A 23,808-nucleotide genomic window follows, 5' to 3' on the forward strand; every position below is an offset into this window, starting at 1 on the left:
TGCTCTCTTTTTTGTTCGTTGAGCTCAGCCGTTTGCGTTTGCTCTCTTTTCCGCCGTCACGATGCAAGCCTTGTAGAAATTGGAATGGAAATCGCTGATCGCTTTCTGCTGCAAGCTCTCGCTTGAGTATTGAGGAATCTCGTACGCCTCGCGGATCAGCGACTTGAACACTTCACCCACATACTCGTTCTGCTTACCTGCCGCTTCGGCCAATTCCCACACCGAAGCCATAGGCACGCCTTGCTGCCTGGTTTTCATGACCTGTTTGGCCGAGTTTTCTATTCGTTGGCACTCTTCGAGCTCTTCCTGCGGTACGGGAGAGGCAAGAGCGGAAAAACTGATGGCGAAGGTTACTGCTGCTGCCAGACATTGTTTGTACACGAGGTGTCGTCCCTGGTTTTGAGGCTGAACCTTATCATTCGTGGCTCGGCGCCACCATTGCAGGCAGGGAGAAAGAGCGCCAGGTGCTGGCACGCGGCCACGCCTTGCGCCCCCCGATTTCCGCTGTCACCCTTCAGCCCGTTCTTCAAGGATCAGAAGAAGGAATCAAGGATTGAGTGGCTACATTCCCAACCCGCCTAAAAACTATCGCAACAAAGGAACCGACCCTGTCGACATTCATGCCCAGCGTTGGGCTGAATATGAGAAACACGGGAAGGAACCGGCATCGGCACGTGAAAAAATCGGCATTGCCCTGCAGATCGGAGTGTTCTTCGATGGGACGGGGAATAATGCGAATAACGCAGCGGCCGGGCTTCTGTGTGGTGCTCATCATCCGATTGCGGCTCAAGATATTGATGCGAGTTGCTAGCCGTATATGAGTGATCCGGATAGTAGTTATGGCAATGATGTCAGCAATATAAAAAAGCTGAGTGAGCTGTATGACACGCCTGAGGCAGCCGAAGGTGAGGGCACGCGAAAACGTGCTTTTCGCATGGTGTATGTCGAAGGGATCGGCACCCGTTCAGGTGAAAAAGACAGCACCTTGGGAGCAGGTACTGGGCGTGGCGAAACCGGAGTTGCCGGTCGTGTTCAATCTTCGTTCGTATTGATCAAGCAGCGGATCAAGGAGGCGCTGGACGAAAATCCGGGCTGTGAAATTGTCTCCCTGACATTCGACACCTTCGGCTTCAGCCGTGGTGCGGCAGCCGCTCGGCATTTTGCAAATGAAGTCGTGCGCGGCAAACAGGGTCCTTTAGGAGAAATCCTTCGAAATAACGCAGCTTCCTTGAGTTCGACTTTCAGCGATCAATATAAAAGCGATATCAATATGGGCTTTATAGGCCTGTTCGATACCGTTCCTTCCATTGCTGGCTGGTCCAATCTGGACAACATCAAAAGCCCCGTTGCAACAGGCATCAAGCTTTATCTGGATCAACGCTATTTCACTGATGTCCTCCAATTGGTCGCACGCGATGAGTGCAGGGGAAATTTCGCCCTCAGCTGTGTAACGCCAGATCATCAGGAGATCATTTTGCCCGGTGTTCATTCCGATATTGGTGGGGGCTACCTCGAGGAGGCGGATGAGTGCGTACTCGTCAGCCCGATGCAGACACTTGAGGTGTCGCTTAACACTGATGTCGTAACCACCTCGATTTATCAGGATGCTTTAACCGTGAAAAATCAGTGGCTCGCCAATGGCTGGCCTTCTGAAATGCTGGAAATCGTCACGCCACCGCCACTCCTTATGCCCAATAGTCCACAGGATCGATCTAGTCCACAGATCAAGCGCGTCTATGCCGCCGTTCAGCTCAAACGCCCTGTGAGCGGGATGCTTTCCAGAGTATGTCTACGTGTGATGCATCAACAGGCGAAAGCCAAGGGAGTTCGCTTCAACGATATTCCTGAGACTCCCGAGTTTTCCATTCCTGCGGAGCTTCAAGCTTTGTGTGATCGTTTTGTCTCTGGCGACTACAGCACCACCCCGCAAGAGGAGCAAATCCTGAAACTCAAGTACATTCATACATCCGCCAACTGGAACCACCCACTCGGCCGAAGGGATGGAAGTGGCGTGAAAGCGGTTTACATCAACGCTCCCACGTCAGATGCAATTCGAGTAAAACACCCGCACGTACCTGATTGGACGCTTTGGTAATGAAGCTACTTGTAACCCTGTTGTGCACACTGCTCACTACCGGTTGTTCCGCAGACCCGCTTTCAGCGAAAAACGACCCAAAATCCCCATGGTGGGAGCTGGGTTTCACAGAGCCTCACTACATGAAGGTTTGGGTGGAAGATACTTCGGTGGAAGACATCAAAGGAAGAACGTTCCTACGCACCGGCGGGGGATCCGCCTCGGGCGGGCAACCAGAGGATGGCACAGAGTCAGCCCGAGGTTGGCATGGCGTAGGCGGCTCTGCAAAAGCAGTAGTAGGCGCCGATCTTCCCAAACGAATCTTTGTTCGTTGGCAATCTATTGTGGAGCCTCAGACCTATCGTGCTTGGGTGGATATACCGGAAGAAGCCAGGCAGCTGATGCTGACGTCGGTCAATCAGCGATGTGCGAAAACTCCGGAGGAAACGGCCACCTATATTTCTTCCGTTTATTTAGGGTTGGCGCCGGGCGGAGTTGTGCAAGTGTGGGTTAGAGACTCTTGTCATCACCCGATCAAAGTGGCTAGGGCGCAAGCTGAGATTGAACCGTTGGGGCCAAGCCAAGGCAAAAACCAGGGGCGTTACGCATATCCGGTCAGTGAAAAATCCAAGCGTTATATCGACCAGTTCGGCATTCCATATGGCAGTTGGTAATTCTTGGAAACGGGGGGAGTCGGAAAAAATAGAGCGGGTCTTTTGATAAATAGATGCGTCCCCATTTTTCGATTTTTTGCACGTCCCCATTTTTTTAGCATTTCTTTGAAACGATCCTTCTATGGTGATCAAATGCTGGATGCCACTTTGAAGATAATAAAAGCTACTCGCTTTGATGACGTCGACCACGACCTCGGGTACGAGTGTCGTGGTTATAACTACGAAATACAGAGCGAAGAGGATATGTTTCTGATCAGGATTTACGATGACGAACCCGGACAGGCAGCGGTAGTGCGTCCGACGTCGATGTCTAAAAACAAAAAGCTAAGAACGTTAGTCGAGCTTTTACAGTCCGAGCTGGGCGTGTCCAGGGTCTCGCTTTACAAGGGGGATATAGGTTCTTACGCCGAGATCAATCTTGACAGTTTGACCTTCCTTCCCGCCTGAAGCCGGCTGTGAAGGGGTGCCAAGCGTGTTTAGATACTTTTGGTCAAAATCAGTCAGAAAGTAAAGTCGTAAATTTTTGATCGGTTGCGAAGAGTTGAAAGCGTCGAGTTGGATTAGTCGGAATGACGCATAGGTGTGAAGTTTTATCTCTTGTTGAACATTTCATACACCCATTTAGCCAGCTCCTCTGGTGATGTTGTCTCTTTTCTCAACACTTCATAACCGCGATCTCGCGCAACGATAGCCAGTTTTCCTGAGTCGGAAATTTCAACATACGGCCCGCCAAACTCATCGATTTCAGTGGTAAGGGGGAAGCTGCTGTACGGATTTCTCCGTTCAATCGCATATTTAAAAAAGCAATCGACTATTTGTTTAAGCTTCATGGCCAGGTCCTTGGATTTTTTTGTTGGCTAGTCCACGTACGAGAGCAACGTCAGAGAGAATCTTTCAGTCCGTCAAAAATCGATGTCAACCGCTGTACTCCCCAACCGCTCCCCATTAACCACCACATGCACCGCATGCACCCCCGCATAGTGCTTGCGCGTAGTGAAATCCTTAATCACCTGCCGCCGCGCCACAACCGCACTCCCAAACCCCTCCAGCTCCAACGTCTTCAACTTGAAAACCTTGGCCGACGTCCCGCCATTCGCCTTCACATAGTCAATCGCATAATCAATCACCAGCCGCTGTTCAACTGGCACCAACGATCGAACGGTAAATGACAAGGTAATCGTATCCCCAAGCCGCACAACCGCCGGCTCCACCTTCACATCCAGCAACTCAACCTCAGCCTTCGCCCCAGCGCCTATAACCGTAAGCGCCCGAGAATTCCCCTGTTTGATCAAACTCCGCAACGCATGTTTGGCAATCCAAGCCGTGTGCTTGTTGTCCAGCGACCACCCCTCAATCGTATCCAGCACCCACTCCGGATGTTCTTTCGTCACGTCATTCAAATGATTCGCCACGGACTTGCGCACGTACAAACTCTCATCGGCTTTCAACCGATCAAGAATCCCGGCAGCCAACAGCGGATCCGCTTGCACCGGTTCCAGCCGAAATGACCACGGCAGGCGAGGGCGGCTGCCTTCGCTGGCAAGTCTTCGGACGTGGTGGTTTTCGTTTCGGGTCCAGTCGTGCATCAGTTCCAGCGAGCGTTCCAGGTCGCTGCGCAGGAAGTGGCGGATGGCGAATTCGGAGGAGCCGAAGGTGGTGAAGTACTTCAGGGCTTCCATCGAGGTGTCGAACGCGTGCGCGCCGTAGCTCGCGACGTAGTGCGGCAGGCACATGCTGACGAAGCCGCTGTTCAGGCGTGGGGCAAGTTCGCGCAGGATAACGAGGGAATCTGCGTAATCCAGCGGCAGCACAGCGTGCAGGCTTTCGCTGACGCGGGCCATGCGTTGCATGACGGAGAGGTCGGCGAGGCCTTCGTTGACGTGTTTAAGAAACGCCTTGGCCTTGAACGCCGGGTACACGGCGCTCATTTCAGTGGCGATGTGTTGCAGGCGTTCGGCGTTGAAGATTTCTTTCAGAGCTGGGGCGGCGGTTTCGGTGGCGCTCATGGTCAGGTCATCGGGGTGTTGATGAACGCCTGGGTGCTTTCGGCGTACTCGGTGTATTGGGCGATGCGCGGGAAACGTTGAGCGTCGATCTGGTCGGGGACGACGAGGCCGGTGAAGCTCCAGGCGACGGCGAGAGTGATGCCGTCCTGCTGGAGAGGGCCGTCGGTGGGCAGCGGGTGTTTTTCGAGTTCATGTTCAAGGGCGGTGAAGGCGGCGGCGAGTTGGCCTTCGACGCGTTCGACCCACGGCTGATATTGAATGTCGGCCGGGCGCAGGTTGCGTTCGTAGTAGAGCTGCACGGCTTTTTCGCAGGCGGCGAGGCCGAGGCCGATCAGGCGCAGGGCTTTGACCCGTTGCGGCAGGTCGGTTGGGAGCAGGGTTTTGCCGGACAGGGCTTCGAGATAGTCGAGGATCAGGGTCGAGTCGATCAGCACTTCGCCGTCATCGAGCACCAGGGTCGGCGCCTTGACCACCGGGTTGATCTGCTGGAAGCGTTCGAAGTGGCGAAACACCGACACTGGGTCGTGTTCCAGTTCAATACCCAGGCACTTGGCGGAGATCGCCACGCGGCGGACATAGGGTGAGTCGAGCATTCCGATCAGTTTCATGTGCACTTCCCTGGAGGCGACGATCTGGTGATGTGGGTGACGAATGTAGCGGCAAAGTCTGTGGGCTGACTACCTCGTGACAACGGGTCGACGGTCGTTGCTGAGCGTATCACCGATGAAACACCCGAAAATAAAGGCCGGGACGGCCCTTGCGGAGGTTTGTGCCGGATCTATAGTCAAAGTGCCAGCACCGACCAGGGATGGAAAAGTTAAGCGAGTTCAGGCCCTCTGAATCAGTACTCGTTTGTATTACTCCCTTGTAGTCCATGACCCCTCGATCGTTGAGGCGCCGACCTGCGCGCGATCGATGCGCAAAGGCGTGCTATGGAAACTCAAGGGAGGGTTAAAGCATGTACAAGCACAGTTATTTAATTTGGTGTCTGGTAGGGGCGGGCGCATTAACAGGATGTGGCTCGAGACCGACTCCCGGCGTGGTCGCCGAAAACTGGGCAACCAATACAGAGCAATTAGGCATTCAGGCGATATACCCACCTCGGGCACAGTTTGAGGTCGGTGATGTTTTTGTTGCGCGTTCTGTTGGGAAAGGCCAGAAAAGCAAGACTGCCGATTATGTGTTGGGATCGATCCGCGTCGATCACATCGATCTGAGTGAGGAGTTGTACCGGTCTGCACCAACAGTGACCTTCGAGTCTTCGGATACCTACGATGATGGCACGGGCATTGGTACTGTCCAGACCAGAAAGGTTTTACCATTGAAGGTTCGTGACCGGGTGATAAATAGCTTGGTAGCTTTCCCAGGATTTACCTTTGCTTCACTGGCTGAAAGTGATGTTGGCGTCAATGTCACCAGCAATGCTATCGGTGCGCTTATCGGGTTGGGACGTCGATCACAATACAGCGTTTCCTACTCGGTTCCGGCGGCGGAGACCTATGGTGTGAGCTATCTGGAGGCACGACGCCGGTTCAACGAGGTGGCGCCGACGCGTTACACCATAAAGGATCGTCAAATGTTAAAGGAGGCCGCGCAGGCATTAAGTACGAGCGGAAGAGGTTCTGAGGGGGCGCAGTCGGTATTGGTTTTGATCACGGACGTATACCTGGCCCGAGCCATTGATGTGAGTGTTTCTTCTGAGGAGGGCATGAGTGCCACGTTCTCGGCATTGACCATGGCGATGGTTGATCTGAGTGACAAGAAGAAAAGCATCGAAGCGCAGTTGCTCAAACTCCGCAAGGAGCCAAATGCTGGTGCTGGTGCTGGTGCTGGTGCTGGTGCTGGTGCTGGTGCTGAAGGCAAGGTTCAAACAAAAGAAGACAAGGAAACCAAACCGGCTGATCCTCAAAAGCCTGATAAGCCCCAGCCTGAGGTAAAAACCGCAACCGCGGCAGTGTCGACAACCAGTCAAGCCAGAATCGACGAGTTGGAGGCTGAGTTGGAGCAGGTCAATTCTCAACTGCGTGACCGGGTGAACAAAGTTGCTCCTGATTTGCCGGGCGTTACGGGGTCGGTAGTCAGGTCCTCCGCGTTGGGTGTGACCTTGCGTCAGGCATTTGCTCGGCCGGTTGCTATCGGGTACCGGGGTATCAACTACAGCATTGAGTCGTTGCTTCCACCTCCAGTAACTGCACAGAACCTCGGAGAACTGGAACCATCGAACGACAGAGTCGTGGTGTTGATCAAGGAAAATGTAGACCCGAAACTCCTTCCCAAGTCCGTTCGCGATTTATTGGAGGAAAGTCTACCGCAGCCACAGATTCGCCAACCTTGAGTTTCTGCTCATGCACAACGCCAGCCCTTGCGAGGCATTGGTTGGCGCTTACAAATTTGGGGATTCTGCCGTCAGAAAATGCGACAAAGCGCCGCTCGTCCGACGTTTGTCTTCTATATACAGCCGCTCGACTGAATTTCTTGCTATAAACGCACTCCGATGAGCGCTGTGAAGCCTGTGTCAGAGCAGTTTCCGGGCCTTGTCGGACAAATTCCCGGTATTTACAGTTGCTGAGGCCTCAAACGAGCCTTAGACTGCCGCCCCTTCGTAAATTGAGTGCCGGGTGGCGTTTGCAATAAACGATGCCTTTCCGATGAACGCAGACGGTTCGCCGGAACGCTCCCTAATTCGCCTTAATGCACGTTTTTTATAGAGATATCAATGACAAAGGACAAGTTGCTGGCCATGCCGGCAGATGACTACATGAATGCCGAGCAACAAGCTTTCTTTCAAGAGCTGTTGCAGAACATGAAAGTCGAAACCCATGAGCGCATTGAGCAGAACCGTATTGCCATCGAAAGCCTGGACACCCCGGCTGACCCGGCGGACGCCGCATCGGTGGAAGAAGAGCGCACCTGGCTGGTAAACGCGATCGATCGCGACCAGCGCATGCTGCCGCAACTCGAGCAGGCCCTTGAGCGTATCAAGGAAGACAGCTTTGGCTGGTGCGACGACAGCGGCGAGCCTATTGGCCTGAAACGCCTGCTGATCAGCCCGACCACCAAGTACTGCATCGAAGCTCAAGAGCGGCACGAGCAGATCGACAAGCACCAGCGTCAGGCCTGATTCCTGAGGCGACCCCTTCAATATGGGTCGTCGCGAAAAGATCGCAGCCTTTTGCAGCTCCATCGGGAACTGCAAAAGGCTGCGATCTTTGCTTTTTCTCGTCTGCCGGAAAGTCTCCCTGCCATTCCATTGACCTGCCACAGACCCACGACTAACGGACCATGGATAATGGCGTTGTAGTGGCGTTTAATGCAGTCACAACAATGAGAACAAGCGTGGGGTAACGAAATGACGAGAGATGGATCTCTGGTTGCGGCTCTGCCTGCACCAGTTGTTTTGCCGAAGAATCGCTGGCTGACGCCGACCCTGCAAAGCATCGCCCTGATGCTGTTGCTGGCCGGGATGAGCCTGGGCGAATGGCCCTTGTACGTCAGCATGCCGCTGGCGGTGCTGATCGTCTGGCTGCCGCGCCTGCGTTCTCGGGCGGTCCCCGATGCTCAACCGGTCGACAGCAGCAGCGCGATGTCCGAGCTGACTCGCGACCTTTCCTACACCACCAGCCATAACGCGCTGTCAGCCGCTGGCGTGGCGTTTTCCGTCAAGGAGCTGGCCGGCAAGTTGCAATCGCAACTCGACGCCGCCGCGCAGATCGTCAACAACGCTGAAGTCATGATCGCCACTGAACAGGCCACTTCGCAGCTCAGCCGCGAGGCATTGGGCGCCGCCAGCGAAGCCCATCACAGCAGCGCAGCAGGGCGCACCGAACTGGTGGATTCGATCTCGCGCATGCACCAGCTCAGCCAGCGCGCCAATGCGAGCCGCGAACTGATCGAAGCCTTGAGCCAGCGCAGCGATGATATTCAGCGCGTGACGCTGGTGATTCAGTCCATCGCCAGCCAGACCAACCTCCTGGCATTGAACGCCGCGATTGAAGCGGCCCGGGCCGGCGAGCACGGTCGTGGATTTGCAGTGGTGGCGGACGAAGTGCGCGGCCTGGCGGCTCGTACCGCGACGGCCACCGGTGAAGTGGGGGAAATGGTCGCCGACATTCAGCAACGCACGGCGCAGGTGGTGGAGCAGATCCGCCAGCTCTCCGACGATTTACACACGGGTGTCGAGCAGGTTGAGCACACCGGTCAGCACCTGGAAAACATCGCGCGACTGGCGGCCGGGGTCGAAAGCCAGGTGGGCGAAATCGCCCGAGGCGCGGAAACCAATCGCGAACAGCTCGACAGTCTGTTCGCTGCCATCGAGCAGATGCGCAGCGATTTGGCTATCAGCGACCAGCAGACTCGTCGTCTGGCCGACGCGGCCGTACAGATGGAAGGGCAGGCGGAAACCATCAGCGAACGCCTGGCCGAAGTCGGGCTGGATGACTATCACCAACGCATCTACGACCTTGCCCGCGAAGGCGCCAGCCAGATTGCCGCGCGGTTCGAGGCCGATGTCGAGCAAGGGCGCATCAGCCTTGAAGATCTGTTTGACCGCCAGTATCAGCCGATTCCCGATACACAACCTGCCAAGTTCCAGACCCGTTTCGACCGCTACACCGATCAGGTACTCCCGGCGATTCAGGAACCGTTGTTGCCGCGCCACGAAGGCCTGGTGTTCGCCATTGCCTGCACGCAGCAGGGTTACGTGCCGACCCACAATCAGGCATTCAGCCAGCCGCTGACCGGGGATGTGCAGGTCGATACCGTCAACAATCGCACCAAACGCAAATTCGCCGACCGCACCGGTATCCGCTGCGGCAGCCATCAGCAACCCGTGCTGTTGCAGACCTACACCCGCGATACCGGCGAGCTGATGCACGATCTGTCGGTGCCGATCATGGTCAAGGGCCGCCACTGGGGCGGGTTGCGTCTGGGCTACAAACCGGAGAATCCGCGCTGAGGCATTGTTGCCGGAACTGCAATTAAGCTGTACAGACGCGCAGCTGTTTCATCCTGATCCAGATCATTAACATGCCTACATAGTTAGGTTGCTAATGAAGTTGGGAGGTCAGCATGCAATGCAGAGTCGATGTCGCGGTGATGATCGGCAGCGGCGTACCCGCCGGGCTGCGCGCGATGGGGCAAAGTGTCTGCTGGGTGGTGCTGCTCAATGGCGAACGCCGTGGCACCGCTTTCGCGAGTCGTAATGAAGCGGAAGAGTGCAGGGCCGCGTGGCTTGAGCAGTTGAGCGCTGAACCCAGTGACTGCCTGCACTGATCGAAATCATTTGCCCCGGTGCAGGCGCACGTTCAGCTCATCGACCATCACGGCTTCCTCGCCATCGGCACGCAGCCACTCCTTGAGCAACTGCGCCTGTTGCGGGCTCCAGAATTCGGCATCAATCAATTTAGTGTTGGCATCCAGTGGATGGGCTTCGATGAAGTCGTCAATCGCTGTTTCCTCCGAAGGCAGCCCTAATTGATCGAACAGAGTTGTCAGGTTGTAGGCAGGCAGTTCCATGGTGTGCTCCTTGAAGGATGGCGGGGTCGATGACTCTCTTTATCTGAGGTGCGCGCTGGCCAGGAGTTCGATTCGCGATTCCAGTGAGCGGGCGAGGGCGCAGGCGGCGTTGTGATCCTCTCGGAATCCTCTGACAAGGCCCGTCGACTTTTCTCTAATATGGAAAAAGGCATTGCCTGCAGGGATCACCTGAAATAACGGCTCCTGAGTGCAAGGCTGCATTGTAGGAACATTCTCGAAACCAGAATTGTTCAAGACAAAGGCGGGCTCGTGGGCCACGGCAAAATGCGTCAAAGTGCACATATGAAGTCCTTTTCATGGATTGACCCGCATTTACTGGCCACTGCGGGTAGTCGAGAACAGCATCGCTGCTCTAGAATCGCCAACACCTGTCGACGGCATGGCGCTATCTAAAGCAATTTTTTGCGTGCGATATGTCGGAAAAGTGATTTTCTTGGTGAGTTTTTTCCCTAAAGTTCGTAATCAGCTTTCTCTGGGCGGGCGTGACGCATTTTCCTTCAACATTTGGAGAACGTCTTTGCAGGTTTCGCGAGTGGCATTCCAGTAGTCTTGTGCAACTCGCGTTGAATAAGCACTTCGCTCGCTCAGGCGTATATTCGAGTCATCGCGCAACACTTCGGCCGGGCCGACTTTTTCTGCCGTGGGCGCTTTTCGCGTACGGCACTCTTTTCAAGTGTGGGGATGTTTCTTTGGCAGTCAGTAACCTCGATATGCATGCTTTGTTCGTGCTGGGTGATTTGCGGGCAAAGCTGGTCAAGCAGTTTCAATCGCGTTTTGTTTACATCACCGAGCAGAACGCCGAAGGCATTTACGTTGCCGAGATCGACACGGAAAGCGCCTTGGTGGTCGATGACAAACCTGGCCTCAAGCTCAAGGTCGGCGATCATTTCAGCGCGTCGGTGCTGCCCAGCCGAGAAGGCGGCAAGATGGACATCCGCTTTCGCGAAATCAAAATGACTGTGTACGGTCTGGGCGACTACGCGTTTGTCAGCACGGGCGACGGCCATGCCATCGTGTTCAAGGAAGGCCACAGCGCGGTCACCGTGTTCGCAGCCAACGAGCAGTTGCAGGAAGGCCTGACCAAGACCCTGAAAGCCGTCACCGCCAAAGCCGCCAAGTGGCGCAAGGGCGAGCTGGTGACCTTCAAGGCCAGCGAGTGAGTCGCGCCGATTTCCATTTGCAGAACCTCGACAGTGCCCGCGAAGAAGCACGTCGGTTGTTCGTTGCAAAGGCCGAACTGAAGGGCGCGTGGCTGGGTTGGGTCGCTTCGCAAATCTACGCCTTGCAGCCTGCGGAATACGCCAGCATGGTCAGACGCGAGCTGAAGAGCCTGCAGGAAATGTCTGAAAAGTAGCCTTGTCCGTGTCATGCCCCTGAAAAAGCAGGAACCTCGTCTACAGTCAGTTGACTGAGTATTCAGAGGCTTGCGGTCTTCTGTCAGGCCATCCTGCTATTGCTGTGAACAGCACGAGGTGCAAAAGCATGAACGGATTTCGACGGTTGCTTGCCGCCGGGTTGACCACATTCGGTTTGATGACGGTGATGCCTGCGGTGAGCGCGGCGCAGACGCCGATCCACTTCGCCGATCTGAACTGGGAAAGCGGCAGCCTGATTACCGATGTCCTGCGGATCATTGTCGAGAAGGGCTATGGGCTTCCGACCGATACTTTGCCGGGCACCACCATCACGCTGGAGACCGCATTGGCCAACAATGACATTCAGGTCATCGGCGAAGAATGGGCCGGGCGCAGTCCGGTTTGGGTCAAGGCCGAAGCCGAAGGCAAGGTCGCGAGCCTGGGCGATACGGTCAAAGGTGCCACCGAAGGCTGGTGGGTACCGGAATACGTGATCAAGGGCGATCCGGCCAAAGGCATCAAGCCATTGGCACCGGACCTGCGCAGTGTCAGCGATCTGAAGAAGTACAAGGACGTGTTCAAGGACCCGGAAACCCCGAGCAAGGGACGGTTTCTCAACAGCCCGATCGGCTGGACGTCGGAGGTGGTGAACAAACAGAAACTGACGGCTTACGGCTTGCAGGACGATTTCGTCAATTTCCGCAGCGGCTCCGGTGCGGCACTCGATGCCGAAATCAGCTCATCGATCCGCCGCGGTAAACCGGTGCTGTTCTATTACTGGTCGCCGACGCCATTGCTCGGCAAGTTCAAGCTGATTCAACTGGAAGAGCCGCCGTTCGATGCCGAGGCCTGGAAGACCCTGACCGACGCCGATAATCCCAATCCAAAACCGACCCGGTCACTGGCCTCGAAGCTGTCGATCGGTGTGTCTACGCCGTTCCAGAAACAGCATCCGGAGATTGCCGAGTTCTTCAGCAAGGTCGATTTTCCGATTGATGACCTGAACAAGGCGCTGGCCGAAATGAGCGAGAAACACACGGCGCCTCGGGACGCGGCGGTGGCGTTCATGAAGGCGCACCCGGATGTGTGGCAGGCGTGGCTGCCGAAGGATGTGGCGCAGAAGGTTCAGGCAGGTCTGTAGTGAAGTGGCGAGGGGCGACGCCCTCGCCAGGATGAATCAGAACCGCGTCTGTACAGCCAGCTCGAATGTACGCGGTGTGCCGAGGTAATACGCCGGCGACACATGGGCGAACTCGGCATACACCTCATTCGTCAGGTTGCGCACCCGTCCGGTCACAGTGGTGTGCGAATCCACCTTGTAGCTGAGAAAGCTGCCAAACAGCGTGTACGACGGCACGGTCATGGTGTTGGCATTATCGGCGAACACCGACGCCACGTACCGCGCATCGACCCCGCCTTGCCATTTTGGCGAGAAATCGTAGGTCAGCCACAGATTGCCGACCCGGTCCGGCACGTTGGTCGGTGTGTTGCCCTTGCGCGAAACCACCACGCCGGCGGGGTTCTTTTCGTTGAACTCATCGTATTGCGCATCGACCCAGGCGAAGTTGCCTTCGGCCAGCAACTTGTCGGTGATCCGCAACGAGCTGGCAATCTCGATACCCTTCGACGTCTGCTGGCCGACCGGAATGCTGCTGGTCGGGTCCAGTGGATCCGTCACCGCGAAGTCCTTGCGCTCGATGGTGTAGGCGGCCACCGTTGCCGAACCGCGTCCGTTCAGGTAGTCGAACTTGCTGCCGATTTCCCATTGCTTGCCGGTCGAGACATCAAAGTCCTGGGTGCCATTGGGTTGCTCGGCGGCAGTGCTGTATTGCACGTATACATTGGCTGACGGAATGAACTGATAGGTCAGGCCGATGCGCCCGGTGACCGGATCCCAGCTGCGCTTCAGATGATGCGGGTTGCTTGCCGTTACCGTGCGATGGTTGGTCACGTCGAGGTCGATGTCGTCATAGCGCAGACCAGTGAGCAGCGAAAGCTTGTCGGTCAGTGCCAGGCGATTCTCGGCAAACAGCGCTTTGGTGGTGACTTCGTTGGTCTTGTCGCTGACAAAACCCGGCATCGTTCCGGGGATGTCATAGAAATGCCCCGGTCGGTAGTTGTTCGGGTTCACCGCGCTGGCGCCTTTGACGTTCAGCGGCGAGTTGGTGGTCTGGTTGACCTTGTACTCGAATCCGCCGGACCAGGTGGTGTCGAGGCCGAACAGGGTGTTGTCGTGGCGCAGTTCGAATTGGTTGCCGTTCTGCTCGCCCTGATGTCGCACCTGATACGCAGTGGAGCGGTTCACCGCGCTGTTGTCGGCGTTGTATTGATAGGTTTCCAGGTTGCGGTAATCACGCTGACTGTCGAGGTGATAGAGGGTGTTGCGCAGGGTGGTGCTGTCGTTGATCCGGTAATCGATGATCGAGCGCACCCAGATCGTCCGCTGCTCGTAGCGGCCGTCCTCGACGTTGTAGTTGTTGAAGCGGTTGTGCTTGTCGATCTTCAACTCGCCGGCCTTGGGGTTGAGCACCGGCGTGCCCCAGTACGGGCTGTCTTCGTGTTCGTCCTGATATTCCAGGGCCAGGGTGTGCGACAGGTTCGGCGTCAGATCGCTGAGCAGCGAGAACGCCACGCTCCAGGCATCGCGTTCCTGGCGGTCAATGTAGCCGTTGCTGGTGTTGTGGCTGACGTCGAGTCGCGCGTAATGCCGAACGTCGGCACCGGGTTCGGTCAGCGCGTGATTGAGGCCGAACGCGGTTTCGGTGGTGTCGTAGGTGCCATAGCTGACCCGGCCTTCGATGGCTTGCTCGTCGCGGGTGGCCAGTTTGGTCACGTAGTTCAGCGAGCCACCGACCGAGCCCGCGCCGTTGATCAACGATGACGGGCCGCCGACCAGTTCCACCCGGTCATAAATCCATGAATCCACTGGCCGCGCCAGCCCGCCGGAAACGTTGACGCCGTTGAACATCTGGGTGATCTGGCTGCTGGTGAAACCGCGATAGGAGACGAACCCGCCAAAGCCAGGCGGGGCACTGGCGTTCACGCCCGGCAAGGTGTTGGCCGCGTCCTGAAAGCTTTGCGAACCGCGACGTTCGATGTCACTGCGGTTGGCAATGGCCACCGAAGCCGGAGTGTCGCGCACGCTGAGGCCGAGGCGCGAGGCCATGCCGCTGGACTGGTCGAGGCTCAGGCCAGGCTCGGCACCGGACTCGCCGTCAATGGTGATCGGCGCCAGATCCACGGTGGATTGCGCCCAGACGTTGACGGACAGGCAGCCGCACAGGCTCGCCAGCAAGGTAAGTTGTTTCATTGATTGAATCCTGAATGCTTGTTCTCGGAGTCAGCGCACAGGCGAACGCCGCGCGTTGGCGCAGTGGGCTGACAGATCAAAAAGGCAAGGGCACTCAGGCGAGCGGCGGGGCGCGGGGATTGGCCGAAGGCCAGATAAAGCGGGCAGGAAGGTCGGCGCTGACGATGGCCGGCAGCGGCGGGCTGTGTTGTTCCGGCAGAATCGCCAGGGTCAGGCTGGAGTTGAACGCCGGGCCCATGCCGCCGGTGGAGCAGAGCGGACAGCCGAAGGCTTTGGCCAGGGTAGGCAGTTTTTCTTCGGCGGGATTTGAGGCGAGCGGCGCCTGGGTGCTCGGATCGACGGCGCAGAACTGGCCACCGATACCGTTGAGCTGCATGCCGACCATTTGTCCGTGACCGATGCTGCAGGCGAACACGTTGAACAGGACGCAGCAATAGAGCATCCAGGCCAGCAGTGAACGATCGGTACGGGTGAATTTCATGGGGCGGCACTTTACCGCACCGCCGACCGGTCGTGCACATGGAAAAATGCCGACTAGGATGTTTTGTTCAAATCCCTTTAAAGGATTCTCGACCATGACCTTTGTGTTGGCTCAATGGCTGGTGACGATATTTGCGGTGATCAGCCTGATGCATGTGTATTGGGCGATGGGTGGGCAATGGGCAGCCGTGGCGGTGGTGCCGCAGGTCCCGGTGGACAACGGCGGGCTGACACTCAGGCCGGCGTTCAAGCCGTCAGGTTGGATCACGCTGGTGGTGGCAGCAGCCCTGCTACTGATTGCCGCACTGGTGTGCATGCGAGTGGGATGGTGGCTGCCCGCCGTGCATCACTGGGCGCTGCAATGGGTGATCAGCGCGATTGCGCTGCTGATGTTTGCGCGGGCGATTGGCGATTCGGAACTGGTGGGTTTTTTCAAGGAAGTGAAGGGGTCGCGGTTCGCCCGGCTCGACACTTGGGTTTACTCGCCGCTGTGTCTGATATTGGGAGCCGGGCTGTTGGCTGTTGCCTGGATTTAACTGCCGGTTTCAGTGCGCCGGCTGCTGACCTCGGCCGGCACATCATCCCCGGCCATGCGCTTGCGGAACAGCGCCGCCCGCGCCAGCAGCAAGGTAGTCACCGGCACGGTAATCGACAGCAGAATCGGAATCAGCCATGCGTGCAGCACCGGCCCGGACTTGAGCGCGGAAAAACAGATGATCGAGGCCAGCGCCACGCACCACGCACCGAGGGTCGAGGCCAGCGCCGGTGGGTGCATGCGCTGGAAATAATCTTTTATCCGTAGCAGGCCGATGGCACCGATCAGGGCGAACACGCCGCTGAGCACCAAAAGGATCGCCACCGGGATTTCCACCCAGAGAGACAGTTCAGCGTTCACTCGATCACCTCGCCACGCAGGAGGAATTTCGCCAGGGCAAACGAGCCGACGAAGCCGAACAGCGCGATCAGCAGCGCCGCTTCGAAGTAGGTGTCACTGGCATAACGAATCCCCAGGGTCAGCATCATCAGCATGGCGACGATGTACAGGTAATCCAGCGCCAGTACGCGGTCCTGTGCCGACGGGCCTTTGAACAGGCGCACCAGCGTAAGGACCATGGCCAAGGAAAACAGGAACAGCGTCAGCAGTATCGCGTTCGACAGCAGCGGGCTCATTCGAAAATCTCCATCAACGGCCGCTCGTAAGTGACCTTGAAGTGCTGGATGAACTGCGCCTCGTCATCCAGATCCCAGACGTGCAGCAACAGAATGCTGCGATCCAGCGCCAGCTCCGACCACACCGTGCCGGGCACGACCGTACAGATCATCGACAGCGCCGCCAGACCGTTGGCATCGCGCAGGTCCAGCGGCACCTTGATGAAACGTGAACGAAGCGGCCGGCGACCGGCGTTGAGAACGCCCCAGGCCACCTGCAGGTTCGAGACGATCACGTCACGCCCGACCAGCAGAAACAATCGCAGGATCGTGCCCGGGCGGCGGATGCGAATCCGTTGCGGGCGCAGTTTGCGCATCATCAGCGGGGCGCAGAAACCGAGTACGGCACCCAGCAGCAGGTTGCCCGGGCTGACCGACAGGTTCAGCACCAGCCAGAGCAACCACAGCGCAAGCGACAGCCAAGGAGCAGGAAACAGACGCTTCATGGTTGCACCTCCAGCAGCGCAGCCTTGGCTTCCGGACTCGGCACGGCGCGGGTGCCGAGCACCGCCATTACGTATTGCTGCGGATTGTTCAGGGCATCGGCCGCTGCCTGGGTGTAACGCAGCAGCGGTTCAGCCTTGAAGGTCAGGGCGATGCTCAGGCCGAGCAGCAGGAAAATCGGCGTGCATTCCAGTTTGCGCAGCACGGGCGACGGGCGCTCCTCTGGCGACCAGAAGCGCTGGATCCCCAGGCGCGAGAATGCCATCAACGAGCCGAGGCCGGTAAGGATCAGCAGGGCCAGCAACGCCCAGGCAGCATTCGAGATCGGTTCGCCGGCACCGAGTCCCAGCGGGTTGAGCAGGGCGCCGATCAGGCTGAGCTTGCCGATGAACCCGGACAGCGGCGGCATGCCGATGATCAGCAGCGCGCAGGCAATGAAGCTCAGACCAAGGAACGCCATGGTCCATGGGATCACCTGGCCGACCACAGCTTTCTGCTCGTCGTCGAGGTTGATGCCTTTGACGGGGCGTTGCCATTCCTGCGGACGCGGCAGCAGTTCGTTCTCGTCTTCCAGCGGTACTTCGATGGCGGTGCGCGAACGTTCGATCAACTCGGCCAGCAGGAACAGCGCACTCAGCGCCAGGGTCGAGCTGACCAGATAAAACAGCGCCGCACCGATCAGGTTCGGCTGGGCGAACCCCACGGCCGACAGCAGAATTCCCGCCGACACCAGAATGCTCAGGCTGGCCATGCGTTCCAGGCGCTGCGCGGCGATGATCGCCACACCTGCGCCGGCCATGGTGGCCATGCCGCCGTAGATCAGCCAGTCGCCGCCGAAATACGCCGAAGCGCCGGCCTGGCCCGAGAACAGCAGCGTCCACAGGCGCAGCAGGGTGTAGACGCCGACTTTAGTCATAATCGCGAACATCGCCGCTACCGGCGCACTGGCCGACGAGTAGGCCGGTACCAGCCAGAAGTTCAGCGGCCACATGCCGGCCTTGGCCAGGAACGCCACGGCCAGAATTCCCGCGCCGGCGTGCAGCAGGCCACGGTCGGCCTCCGGCACCAGCGGGATCTTCAGGGCCAGATCCGCCATGTTCAGCGTGCCGGTCACTCCGTAGATCAATGCCGCGCCGATCAAAAACAGCGACGAGGCCAGCAGGTTGATCGAGATGTAATGCAGCCCCGACGACACACGCGCCCGGCCCGAACCGTGAAGCAGCAGGCCGTAGGACGCAGCGAGCAGCACCTCGAAGAACACGAACAGGTTGAACAGGTCCGCCGTCAGGAACGCGCCATAGAGTCCCATCAACTGAATCTGGAACAACGCGTGGAAGCTCGACCCGGCGCCGTCCCAGCGGGCCATGGCGAACAGCAGGGCGCTGACGCCGATGATCCCGGTCAGCACCAGCATCAATGCCGACAGACGATCGACCACCAGCACGATGCCGAACGGCACCTGCCAGTTGCCCGGCAGGTACACACCGATCGAGCCGGGCACGCCGGTGGTCTGGGTCCATTGCAGCAACATCACTGAAATGCCGAGGCCGAGGAGGCTGGAGAACAGGTTGATTTTCGCCTTCAGCGGACGGTGCTTCTCGCCGAGCATCAGCATGATGGCTGCGGTCAGCAGCGGCAGCAGGATCGGTGCGGCGATCAGGTGAGTCATCGCCGTCATTCCTTGGGCTCCCTTCCATCAACGTGGTCGGTACCGGTCAGGCCTCGTGAGGCGAGCAACACCACCAGGAACAATGCGGTCATGGCGAAGCTGATGACGATGGCCGTCAGCACCAGCGCCTGGGGCAGCGGGTCGGTGTAATTGAGCAGGTCCTGCGGCACGCCGTCCTTGATGATCGGCTCCTTGCCGATGAACAGGCTGCCCATGCTGAAGATGAACAGGTTGACGCCGTAGGACAGCAGGCACAGGCCCATCACCACCTGGAACGTCCGTGGCCGCAGGATCAGCCAGACCCCGGAGGCGGCGAGCACGCCGATGGCGATTGCGATGACTTCTTCCATCAGACGGCTCCTTTGGCGGCAGCGGTTTTGTGGCCCCGGACCGATTGGTGGGCGAGGGCGGTGAGGATCAGCAAGGTCGAGCCGACCACCACGGCGTAGACGCCGATATCGAAGAACAGCGCGCTGGCGATATGGATGTCACCCAGCAGCGGCAAGCTGAAATGCCAGGTGTGGGTGGTCAGGAACGGATAACCGACCGCCATTGCCCCGAGGCCGGTGACGGTGGCGAACAGCAGGCCGGTGCCCATCCAGCGCAGCGGCCGCAGGCTCATTTGCGCCTCGACCCACTGGGTGCCGGCGACCATGTATTGCAGGATGAACGCCACCGACATCACCAGACCGGCGACGAAGCCGCCACCCGGCTGGTTGTGCCCGCGCATGAACAGGTAGAACGACACCACCAGCGCAATCGGCAGCAGCAGGCGCACCAGCACCGCCGGCACCATCATGAAGCCGAGCGCGGTGTCGCTGGCCGAGCGCGGGTTGACCAGATCGGTGACCACATCGGGGGCGAGCAGGCGTTGCTGGGCCGGCAGTTGCAGGCTTTCTTTCGGTGGGCGGAAACGACGCAGCAGGGCGAATACGGTCAGTGCCACGGCGGCGAGCACCGTGATTTCGCCGAGGGTGTCGAAACCACGGAAATCCACCAGCATCACGTTGACCACGTTGCTGCCGCCGCCCTCGGGCAGAGCACGGCTCAGGTAGAACGAGGAAATGTCGTTCGGCGTCTGCCGGGTCAGCATGGCGTAGGACAGCAGCGCCATGCCGCCGCCGACGGCAATCGACAGCAGCAGGTCGCGCAGACGGCGTACTCGCGCCTTGCGCAGGCTGCTTGGCAGCGGCGAAACCTCTTCGATCCGCCGTGGCAGCCAGCGCAGGCCGAGCAGGATCAGGACCGTGGTCACCACTTCGACCACCAGCTGCGTCAAGGCCAGATCCGGCGCCGAGAACCAGACGAACGTCACGCAGGTCATCAGCCCGCAGACGCTGACCATGGTCAGGGCGGCGAGACGGTGATACTTGGCCTGCCACGCGGCGCCGAGGGCGCAGGCGATTGCCAGCAGCCACAGGGTCACGAACACGATCGAGCCCGGGATCTTCGGCCGGTCGCCCCAGCTCAGGTCGCTGTGCAGCATCGGGATCAGGCCGGCCAGCACTGCCGCCAACACCATCAGGAACAGCTGGGTTTGCAGACGCTTGGTGCCGATCCTCCGCTCCAGCCGCCGGGCCAGACGCATCATCGCCACCAGACTGCGTTCGAACATTCGCTTGCCGTTGAGGCGGCCCGCCAGCGGCGGATACTTGAAGCGGCCGCGCTTGAGCTGGTTGCGCAGCAGCAGATACAGCACGATGCCGCCGGACATGGCGATCAGGCTCATGATCATCGGTGCATTGAGGCCGTGCCAGATCGCCAGGCTGTATTCCGGCAGCACGCCACCCACCACCGGCAACGCGGCAGCGGCCAGCAACGGTCCGACCACCTGGGCCGGGAAAATCCCCACCAGCAGGCAGGTGAACACCAGCAGTTCCACCGGCGCACGCATCCAGCGCGGGGGCTCGTGCGGGGTGTGCGGCAGGTCGGTGGCAGTCGGGCCGAAGAACACATCAACGGTGAAACGCAGCGAATAGGCCACGCTGAACATACCGGCAATGGTCGCGACGATCGGCAGGCTGGTTTCAACCCACGCGGTGGCGTTGATGAACACGGTTTCGGCGAAGAACATTTCCTTGGACAGGAAACCGTTGAGCAGTGGCACGCCGGCCATGGAGGCACTGGCGACCATCGCCAGGGTGGCGGTGAAGGGAATCAGTTTGAACAGACCGTTGAGCTTGCGGATATCGCGGGTACCGCTTTCGTGGTCGATGATCCCGGCGGCCATGAACAGCGAGGCCTTGAAGGTCGCGTGGTTGAGAATGTGGAACACCGCCGCCACAGCGGCGAGCGGACTGTTCAGGCCCAGCAGCAGCGTGATCAGACCGAGGTGGCTGATGGTCGAGTAGGCCAGCAGTCCCTTGAGATCGTTCTGGAACATCGCGCAGTACGCGCCGAGCAACAGCGTGGCGGCACCGGCGCCGCTGACGATGTAGAACCATTCTTCGCTGCCGGACAGCGACGGCCACAGACGGGCCAGCAGGAAAACACCGGCCTTGACCATGGTCGCCGAGTGCAGGTACGCCGAAACCGGTGTGGGCGCCGCCATGGCGTGCGGCAGCCAGAAGTGGAAGGGGAACTGGGCGCTTTTGCTGAGGGCGCCGATAAGAATGAGGGGAAGCAGGATGGGGTAGAGGGCATGTGCGCGAATCTGATCGCCGGCGGCCAGGACCTTGTCCAGGTCATAGCTGCCGACCACATGGCCGAGGATCATGACCCCCGCCAGCAGGCACAATCCGCCGGCACCGGTAACCATCAACGCCATATAGGCGCCGCGCCGGGCGTCGTGGCGGTGGTGCCAGTAGCCGATCAACAGGAACGAGAAAAGGCTAGTCAGCTCCCAGAAGAATACGATTTGAATCAGGTTGCCGGAGATCACCAGCCCGAGCATGGCGCCCATGAACGCCAGAAAGAACGCGAAGAAACGCGGCACCGGGTCATCCGGCGACATGTAATAACGGGCATATAAGGAAACGAGAGTGCCGATGCCCAGCACCAGCATCGAGAACAGCCAAGCGAAGCCGTCCATGCGCAGGACGAAGTTCAGGCCCAGGCTGGGCAGCCACGTGAATTCTTCGCGAATCACGCCGCCGTGGGCGATCTGCGGGTACAGCAGCGCGACCGAGACAGTGCCGATCAGTGCGACCAGACCTGCCAGCAGGGATTCGGCGTTACGTGCGTTGTGCGGCAGCACTGCTGCCAGACAGCTGCCCAGAAAAGGCAGAAGCAGTAGAACTATCAGGGACATAGGCTTCTAATCTGCGGAAGTTTGTGAAGCATCATACGTGCCAGCTCCCGGATCGCCAAACGCGAGGATGTCTCTGAATCCTACAAAGTAGCCGTAAAACCCCCGTTTAGCCTTCGGTCTCGTGCTCCAATTCTTCCGTGACCGTTTGTGTCGCTTTGCCTTTGGTCTTCAATTCACTGACGATCACCGCCGCCACGATCAGTCCCGCACCCACCAATGCGATGGCCGGAAGGCGCTCACCCGCAATACGACCGACGATCCCGGCCCACACCGGTTCACCGGCGTAGATCAAGGTCGCTCGGGTCGGCGAAACACTTTTCTGCGCCCAGTTCATCGCCACCTGAATCGCCGCACTCATCGCGCCCAGGCCCAGAGCCGTACTCAGCAACAGCCACGAGAAGTCCGGAATCGCCTCGCCGGTCGGTACCACCATCAAAAACGACAGCACCGAAGTCGTCGCCAGTTGCACAACGGTTACGCGACGCACATCGACCTGCCCGGCATAGTTGCTGATCAGGATGATTTCGGCTGCTATCGCGATGGCGCTGATCAGCGTGGCGATTTCACCGGGGCTGAAATTCAGCGAAGCCCCCGAAGGCCCGGAAAGCAGCATCAGCCCGGTAAACGCCAGCATGATGCCAATGCTCGGCATCAGACCCGGGCGCCGGCCCAGCACCAGCCATTGCAACAGCGGCACGAACGGCACGTACAGCGCGGTTATGAACGCCGACTGACTGCTTGGGATACTCTGCAACCCAACGGTCTGCAAGCCATAACCGAGCAGGATCGCCACGCCGATAAAGGCGCCAGCCTTGAATTCGAACAGGGTCAGTTCTCGCAGGTGTTTCCAGGAGAACAGCGCAACAATGCCAGCTGCGGCGGCAAAGCGCAGGCCGACGAAAAACATCGGGCCGCTGACGGTCATGGCGTGCTGCACCAGCAGGAAGGTGCCGCCCCAAAGCATGGTGATCAACACCAGCACGCACTCGGCTTTGCTGAACCGGGAAAACCGCAGGGGAGTTTGAGGGGAGTTGGCTGACGTCATGACCTTGCGCACTTTTAAGAAGGAGACGCACAATGCGCCAAATGGTGCGCAGTATACTGCCCAACCCCAGCCAGTGAGCAATATAGTGCACAAAGATTCTGTTCAGCGGGCTTCGGTCCTGCAACACGTCAGCCAGAACGTTCGGCGCCTGCGCCACGCCGCCGACATGAGCCAGACAGCCCTCGCGGAAAAGTCCGGGGTCAGCCGGCGAATGCTGGTGGCCATCGAGGCCGGCGAGAAGAATGTCAGCCTGACCACCCTCGACCGTGTCGCCGAAGCCCTCGAAGTGGCCTTCAGCGATCTGATCCAGGCCCCGGACAATCGCGATCCGGGCCGTATCAACGAACTTGCCTGGGCCGGCAGCATCCCCGGCAGCAAAGCCGTTTTGCTATCCAAGGCCAATGCCACCCGCGCGGTGGAGCAGTGGGAATGGTGCCTGCAACCGGGTGAGGTCTATCCCTCGCAGCCGGACGCCGACGGCTGGAGCGAGCAGATTTTCGTATTCGAGGGCTGCCTGACTCTGATGCTCGGCGACCAGCCCCAGCACATTGCCGCCGGGGAGTTTTACATGTTCGCCAGTAATCAGCCGCACGCCTATCGCAATGATGGGGAAGTGGCGGCGCGTTTTGTGCGTAATGTGGTGATCTGACAGTCGCAACGGAATGAAACACGCTGCAAGTCGCATCGGCATGATAAAAAAATGACGTCCGTCTAGACGCCTTCGCGGCGTCTGAATGACACTGGCCCGAGCACATCC

At 58.7% G+C, this 23,808-nt stretch carries 26 protein-coding genes and 1 pseudogene; 12 read left to right on the forward strand and 15 right to left on the reverse strand.

Annotated features, from left to right (window positions below):
* Nucleotides 1–24: 24 nt before the first annotated feature.
* Nucleotides 25–381 carry a hypothetical protein gene (locus tag JKA62_RS20210; RefSeq protein WP_201819146.1) on the reverse strand — a complete coding sequence of 119 codons (357 nt, stop codon included), beginning with the start codon at nt 379–381 and terminating at the stop codon, nt 25–27.
* A 172-nt stretch (nt 382–553) separates the two neighbouring features.
* Between JKA62_RS20210 and JKA62_RS20215 the strand changes: the two are divergent.
* The 3 genes and pseudogenes from JKA62_RS20215 (at nt 554) to JKA62_RS20225 (ending at nt 3,195) form a co-directional block, all read left to right on the forward strand.
* A pseudogene (locus JKA62_RS20215) lies at nt 554–2,095 on the forward strand (phospholipase effector Tle1 domain-containing protein).
* Nucleotides 2,095–2,748, forward strand: coding sequence for a DUF2931 family protein (locus tag JKA62_RS20220; protein WP_011334706.1), 654 nt, complete (start codon nt 2,095–2,097; stop codon nt 2,746–2,748). The pseudogene JKA62_RS20215 and the gene JKA62_RS20220 overlap by 1 nt, the downstream one beginning before the upstream one ends.
* 132 nt (nt 2,749–2,880) lie before the next feature.
* Nucleotides 2,881–3,195 carry a hypothetical protein gene (locus JKA62_RS20225; RefSeq protein ID WP_236676605.1) on the forward strand — a complete coding sequence of 105 codons (315 nt, stop codon included), beginning with the start codon at nt 2,881–2,883 and terminating at the stop codon, nt 3,193–3,195.
* Nucleotides 3,196–3,338: 143 nt separating this feature from the next.
* On the opposite strand, the gene JKA62_RS20230 is transcribed toward JKA62_RS20225, so the two are convergent.
* From JKA62_RS20230 to JKA62_RS20240, 3 genes are all read right to left on the reverse strand, one after another.
* Entirely contained in the window at nt 3,339–3,578 is a 240-nt protein-coding gene (locus JKA62_RS20230) for a hypothetical protein (protein ID WP_011334704.1), read from the reverse strand.
* A 72-nt stretch (nt 3,579–3,650) separates the two neighbouring features.
* Nucleotides 3,651–4,754, reverse strand: a complete 1,104-nt coding sequence (locus tag JKA62_RS20235) for a DNA alkylation repair protein (RefSeq protein WP_011334703.1) — start codon at nt 4,752–4,754, stop codon at nt 3,651–3,653.
* Between the two features lie 2 nt (nt 4,755–4,756).
* Nucleotides 4,757–5,362, reverse strand: coding sequence for a glutathione S-transferase (locus JKA62_RS20240; protein ID WP_011334702.1), 606 nt, complete (start codon nt 5,360–5,362; stop codon nt 4,757–4,759).
* Nucleotides 5,363–5,712: 350 nt separating this feature from the next.
* Between JKA62_RS20240 and JKA62_RS20245 the strand changes: the two genes are divergently transcribed.
* The 4 genes from JKA62_RS20245 (at nt 5,713) to JKA62_RS20260 (ending at nt 10,025) form a co-directional block, all read left to right on the forward strand.
* Entirely contained in the window at nt 5,713–7,089 is a 1,377-nt protein-coding gene (locus JKA62_RS20245) for a hypothetical protein (protein ID WP_201819147.1), read from the forward strand.
* 381 nt (nt 7,090–7,470) lie between these two features.
* Complete coding sequence (locus JKA62_RS20250; protein WP_011334700.1) at nt 7,471–7,875, forward strand: TraR/DksA family transcriptional regulator; 405 nt, start codon at nt 7,471–7,473, stop codon at nt 7,873–7,875.
* Nucleotides 7,876–8,484: 609 nt separating this feature from the next.
* Complete coding sequence (locus tag JKA62_RS20255) at nt 8,485–9,708, forward strand: methyl-accepting chemotaxis protein (RefSeq protein ID WP_442962200.1); 1,224 nt, start codon at nt 8,485–8,487, stop codon at nt 9,706–9,708.
* Nucleotides 9,709–9,821: 113 nt separating this feature from the next.
* The gene (locus JKA62_RS20260; RefSeq protein ID WP_011334698.1) at nt 9,822–10,025 is read left to right on the forward strand and encodes a hypothetical protein; all 204 of its coding nucleotides are present in this window, start codon (nt 9,822–9,824) and stop codon (nt 10,023–10,025) included.
* 6 nt (nt 10,026–10,031) lie between these two features.
* On the opposite strand, the gene JKA62_RS20265 is transcribed toward JKA62_RS20260, so the two are convergent.
* Both JKA62_RS20265 and JKA62_RS28965 read right to left on the reverse strand, forming a co-directional pair.
* Nucleotides 10,032–10,268 (reverse strand): DUF2789 family protein, encoded by a 237-nt coding sequence (locus tag JKA62_RS20265; RefSeq protein WP_011334697.1) that lies wholly within the window; start codon nt 10,266–10,268, stop codon nt 10,032–10,034.
* Nucleotides 10,269–10,307: 39 nt separating this feature from the next.
* Complete coding sequence (locus JKA62_RS28965) at nt 10,308–10,571, reverse strand: hypothetical protein (RefSeq protein ID WP_011334696.1); 264 nt, start codon at nt 10,569–10,571, stop codon at nt 10,308–10,310.
* 407 nt (nt 10,572–10,978) lie between these two features.
* On the opposite strand from JKA62_RS28965, the gene JKA62_RS20270 reads away from it, so the two are divergent.
* The 3 genes from JKA62_RS20270 to JKA62_RS20280 all read left to right on the forward strand — a co-directional run bounded on the left by JKA62_RS20270 (nt 10,979) and on the right by JKA62_RS20280 (nt 12,785).
* A complete protein-coding gene (locus tag JKA62_RS20270; protein ID WP_011334694.1) occupies nt 10,979–11,449 on the forward strand; it encodes a hypothetical protein in 471 nt (156 codons plus the stop codon).
* On the forward strand, nt 11,446–11,643 hold the full coding sequence (locus tag JKA62_RS20275) for a hypothetical protein (RefSeq protein ID WP_011334693.1): 198 nt from the start codon (nt 11,446–11,448) through the stop codon (nt 11,641–11,643). Before JKA62_RS20270 ends, JKA62_RS20275 begins: the two co-directional genes overlap by 4 nt.
* A gap of 128 nt (nt 11,644–11,771) precedes the next feature.
* Nucleotides 11,772–12,785 carry an ABC transporter substrate-binding protein gene (locus JKA62_RS20280; protein ID WP_011334692.1) on the forward strand — a complete coding sequence of 338 codons (1,014 nt, stop codon included), beginning with the start codon at nt 11,772–11,774 and terminating at the stop codon, nt 12,783–12,785.
* A 36-nt stretch (nt 12,786–12,821) separates the two neighbouring features.
* Here the strand turns inward: JKA62_RS20280 and JKA62_RS20285 are convergent, their stop codons facing one another.
* Both JKA62_RS20285 and JKA62_RS20290 read right to left on the reverse strand, forming a co-directional pair.
* Nucleotides 12,822–14,954 carry a TonB-dependent receptor gene (locus JKA62_RS20285; RefSeq protein WP_201819149.1) on the reverse strand — a complete coding sequence of 711 codons (2,133 nt, stop codon included), beginning with the start codon at nt 14,952–14,954 and terminating at the stop codon, nt 12,822–12,824.
* A 94-nt stretch (nt 14,955–15,048) separates the two neighbouring features.
* Nucleotides 15,049–15,435, reverse strand: a complete 387-nt coding sequence (locus tag JKA62_RS20290) for a DUF2946 domain-containing protein (protein WP_011334690.1) — start codon at nt 15,433–15,435, stop codon at nt 15,049–15,051.
* Between the two features lie 94 nt (nt 15,436–15,529).
* Between JKA62_RS20290 and JKA62_RS20295 the strand changes: the two genes are divergently transcribed.
* Nucleotides 15,530–15,970, forward strand: coding sequence for a DUF3995 domain-containing protein (locus JKA62_RS20295; protein WP_007950535.1), 441 nt, complete (start codon nt 15,530–15,532; stop codon nt 15,968–15,970).
* On the opposite strand, the gene JKA62_RS20300 is transcribed toward JKA62_RS20295, so the two are convergent.
* The 7 genes from JKA62_RS20300 to JKA62_RS20330 form a co-directional block, all read right to left on the reverse strand.
* Nucleotides 15,967–16,329 (reverse strand): Na+/H+ antiporter subunit G, encoded by a 363-nt coding sequence (locus tag JKA62_RS20300; RefSeq protein ID WP_201819150.1) that lies wholly within the window; start codon nt 16,327–16,329, stop codon nt 15,967–15,969. The genes JKA62_RS20295 and JKA62_RS20300 overlap by 4 nt on opposite strands.
* Nucleotides 16,326–16,604 carry a K+/H+ antiporter subunit F gene (locus tag JKA62_RS20305; protein ID WP_011334688.1) on the reverse strand — a complete coding sequence of 93 codons (279 nt, stop codon included), beginning with the start codon at nt 16,602–16,604 and terminating at the stop codon, nt 16,326–16,328. Before JKA62_RS20305 ends, JKA62_RS20300 begins: the two co-directional genes overlap by 4 nt.
* Nucleotides 16,601–17,089: a Na+/H+ antiporter subunit E gene (locus JKA62_RS20310; RefSeq protein ID WP_201819151.1), complete on the reverse strand. Its 489-nt coding sequence runs from the start codon at nt 17,087–17,089 to the stop codon at nt 16,601–16,603. Before JKA62_RS20310 ends, JKA62_RS20305 begins: the two co-directional genes overlap by 4 nt.
* Entirely contained in the window at nt 17,086–18,765 is a 1,680-nt protein-coding gene (locus JKA62_RS20315; RefSeq protein ID WP_201819153.1) for a monovalent cation/H+ antiporter subunit D, read from the reverse strand. The genes JKA62_RS20310 and JKA62_RS20315 overlap by 4 nt, the downstream gene beginning before the upstream one ends.
* Nucleotides 18,762–19,106, reverse strand: a complete 345-nt coding sequence (locus JKA62_RS20320; protein ID WP_003192163.1) for a Na+/H+ antiporter subunit C — start codon at nt 19,104–19,106, stop codon at nt 18,762–18,764. Before JKA62_RS20320 ends, JKA62_RS20315 begins: the two co-directional genes overlap by 4 nt.
* Nucleotides 19,106–22,006 (reverse strand): monovalent cation/H+ antiporter subunit A, encoded by a 2,901-nt coding sequence (locus JKA62_RS20325; RefSeq protein WP_201819155.1) that lies wholly within the window; start codon nt 22,004–22,006, stop codon nt 19,106–19,108. Before JKA62_RS20325 ends, JKA62_RS20320 begins: the two co-directional genes overlap by 1 nt.
* Before the next feature lie 106 nt (nt 22,007–22,112).
* Nucleotides 22,113–23,051: a DMT family transporter gene (locus JKA62_RS20330; RefSeq protein ID WP_201819157.1), complete on the reverse strand. Its 939-nt coding sequence runs from the start codon at nt 23,049–23,051 to the stop codon at nt 22,113–22,115.
* Between the two features lie 85 nt (nt 23,052–23,136).
* Here JKA62_RS20330 and JKA62_RS20335 point away from each other — a divergent pair, with 85 nt between their 5' ends.
* Complete coding sequence (locus JKA62_RS20335) at nt 23,137–23,700, forward strand: helix-turn-helix domain-containing protein (protein WP_201819159.1); 564 nt, start codon at nt 23,137–23,139, stop codon at nt 23,698–23,700.
* Nucleotides 23,701–23,808: the final 108 nt, after the last annotated feature.

This window comes from Pseudomonas sp. B7, assembly GCF_016735645.1.
Lineage (GTDB): Bacteria > Pseudomonadota > Gammaproteobacteria > Pseudomonadales > Pseudomonadaceae > Aquipseudomonas > Aquipseudomonas glycinae.

Bases quoted from the DNA above. Each gene is read 5' to 3' on its own strand.
- JKA62_RS20265 (WP_011334697.1), bottom strand. From the start codon at position 10,268: ATGGAACTGCCTGCCTACAACCTGACAACTCTGTTCGATCAATTAGGG.
- JKA62_RS20290 (WP_011334690.1), bottom strand. From the start codon at position 15,435: ATGAAATTCACCCGTACCGATCGTTCACTGCTGGCCTGGATGCTCTAT.
- JKA62_RS20295 (WP_007950535.1), top strand. From the start codon at position 15,530: ATGACCTTTGTGTTGGCTCAATGGCTGGTGACGATATTTGCGGTGATC.
- JKA62_RS20250 (WP_011334700.1), top strand. From the start codon at position 7,471: ATGACAAAGGACAAGTTGCTGGCCATGCCGGCAGATGACTACATGAAT.
- JKA62_RS20220 (WP_011334706.1), top strand. From the start codon at position 2,095: ATGAAGCTACTTGTAACCCTGTTGTGCACACTGCTCACTACCGGTTGT.
- JKA62_RS20235 (WP_011334703.1), bottom strand. From the start codon at position 4,754: ATGAGCGCCACCGAAACCGCCGCCCCAGCTCTGAAAGAAATCTTCAAC.
- JKA62_RS20315 (WP_201819153.1), bottom strand. From the start codon at position 18,765: ATGACGGCGATGACTCACCTGATCGCCGCACCGATCCTGCTGCCGCTG.
- JKA62_RS20280 (WP_011334692.1), top strand. From the start codon at position 11,772: ATGAACGGATTTCGACGGTTGCTTGCCGCCGGGTTGACCACATTCGGT.
- JKA62_RS20260 (WP_011334698.1), top strand. From the start codon at position 9,822: ATGCAATGCAGAGTCGATGTCGCGGTGATGATCGGCAGCGGCGTACCC.
- JKA62_RS28965 (WP_011334696.1), bottom strand. From the start codon at position 10,571: ATGTGCACTTTGACGCATTTTGCCGTGGCCCACGAGCCCGCCTTTGTC.
- JKA62_RS20320 (WP_003192163.1), bottom strand. From the start codon at position 19,106: ATGGAAGAAGTCATCGCAATCGCCATCGGCGTGCTCGCCGCCTCCGGG.
- JKA62_RS20330 (WP_201819157.1), bottom strand. From the start codon at position 23,051: ATGACGTCAGCCAACTCCCCTCAAACTCCCCTGCGGTTTTCCCGGTTC.
- JKA62_RS20245 (WP_201819147.1), top strand. From the start codon at position 5,713: ATGTACAAGCACAGTTATTTAATTTGGTGTCTGGTAGGGGCGGGCGCA.
- JKA62_RS20305 (WP_011334688.1), bottom strand. From the start codon at position 16,604: ATGAGCCCGCTGCTGTCGAACGCGATACTGCTGACGCTGTTCCTGTTT.
- JKA62_RS20285 (WP_201819149.1), bottom strand. From the start codon at position 14,954: ATGAAACAACTTACCTTGCTGGCGAGCCTGTGCGGCTGCCTGTCCGTC.
- JKA62_RS20225 (WP_236676605.1), top strand. From the start codon at position 2,881: ATGCTGGATGCCACTTTGAAGATAATAAAAGCTACTCGCTTTGATGAC.
- JKA62_RS20230 (WP_011334704.1), bottom strand. From the start codon at position 3,578: ATGAAGCTTAAACAAATAGTCGATTGCTTTTTTAAATATGCGATTGAA.
- JKA62_RS20325 (WP_201819155.1), bottom strand. From the start codon at position 22,006: ATGTCCCTGATAGTTCTACTGCTTCTGCCTTTTCTGGGCAGCTGTCTG.
- JKA62_RS20255 (WP_442962200.1), top strand. From the start codon at position 8,485: ATGATCGCCACTGAACAGGCCACTTCGCAGCTCAGCCGCGAGGCATTG.
- JKA62_RS20240 (WP_011334702.1), bottom strand. From the start codon at position 5,362: ATGAAACTGATCGGAATGCTCGACTCACCCTATGTCCGCCGCGTGGCG.
- JKA62_RS20310 (WP_201819151.1), bottom strand. From the start codon at position 17,089: ATGAAGCGTCTGTTTCCTGCTCCTTGGCTGTCGCTTGCGCTGTGGTTG.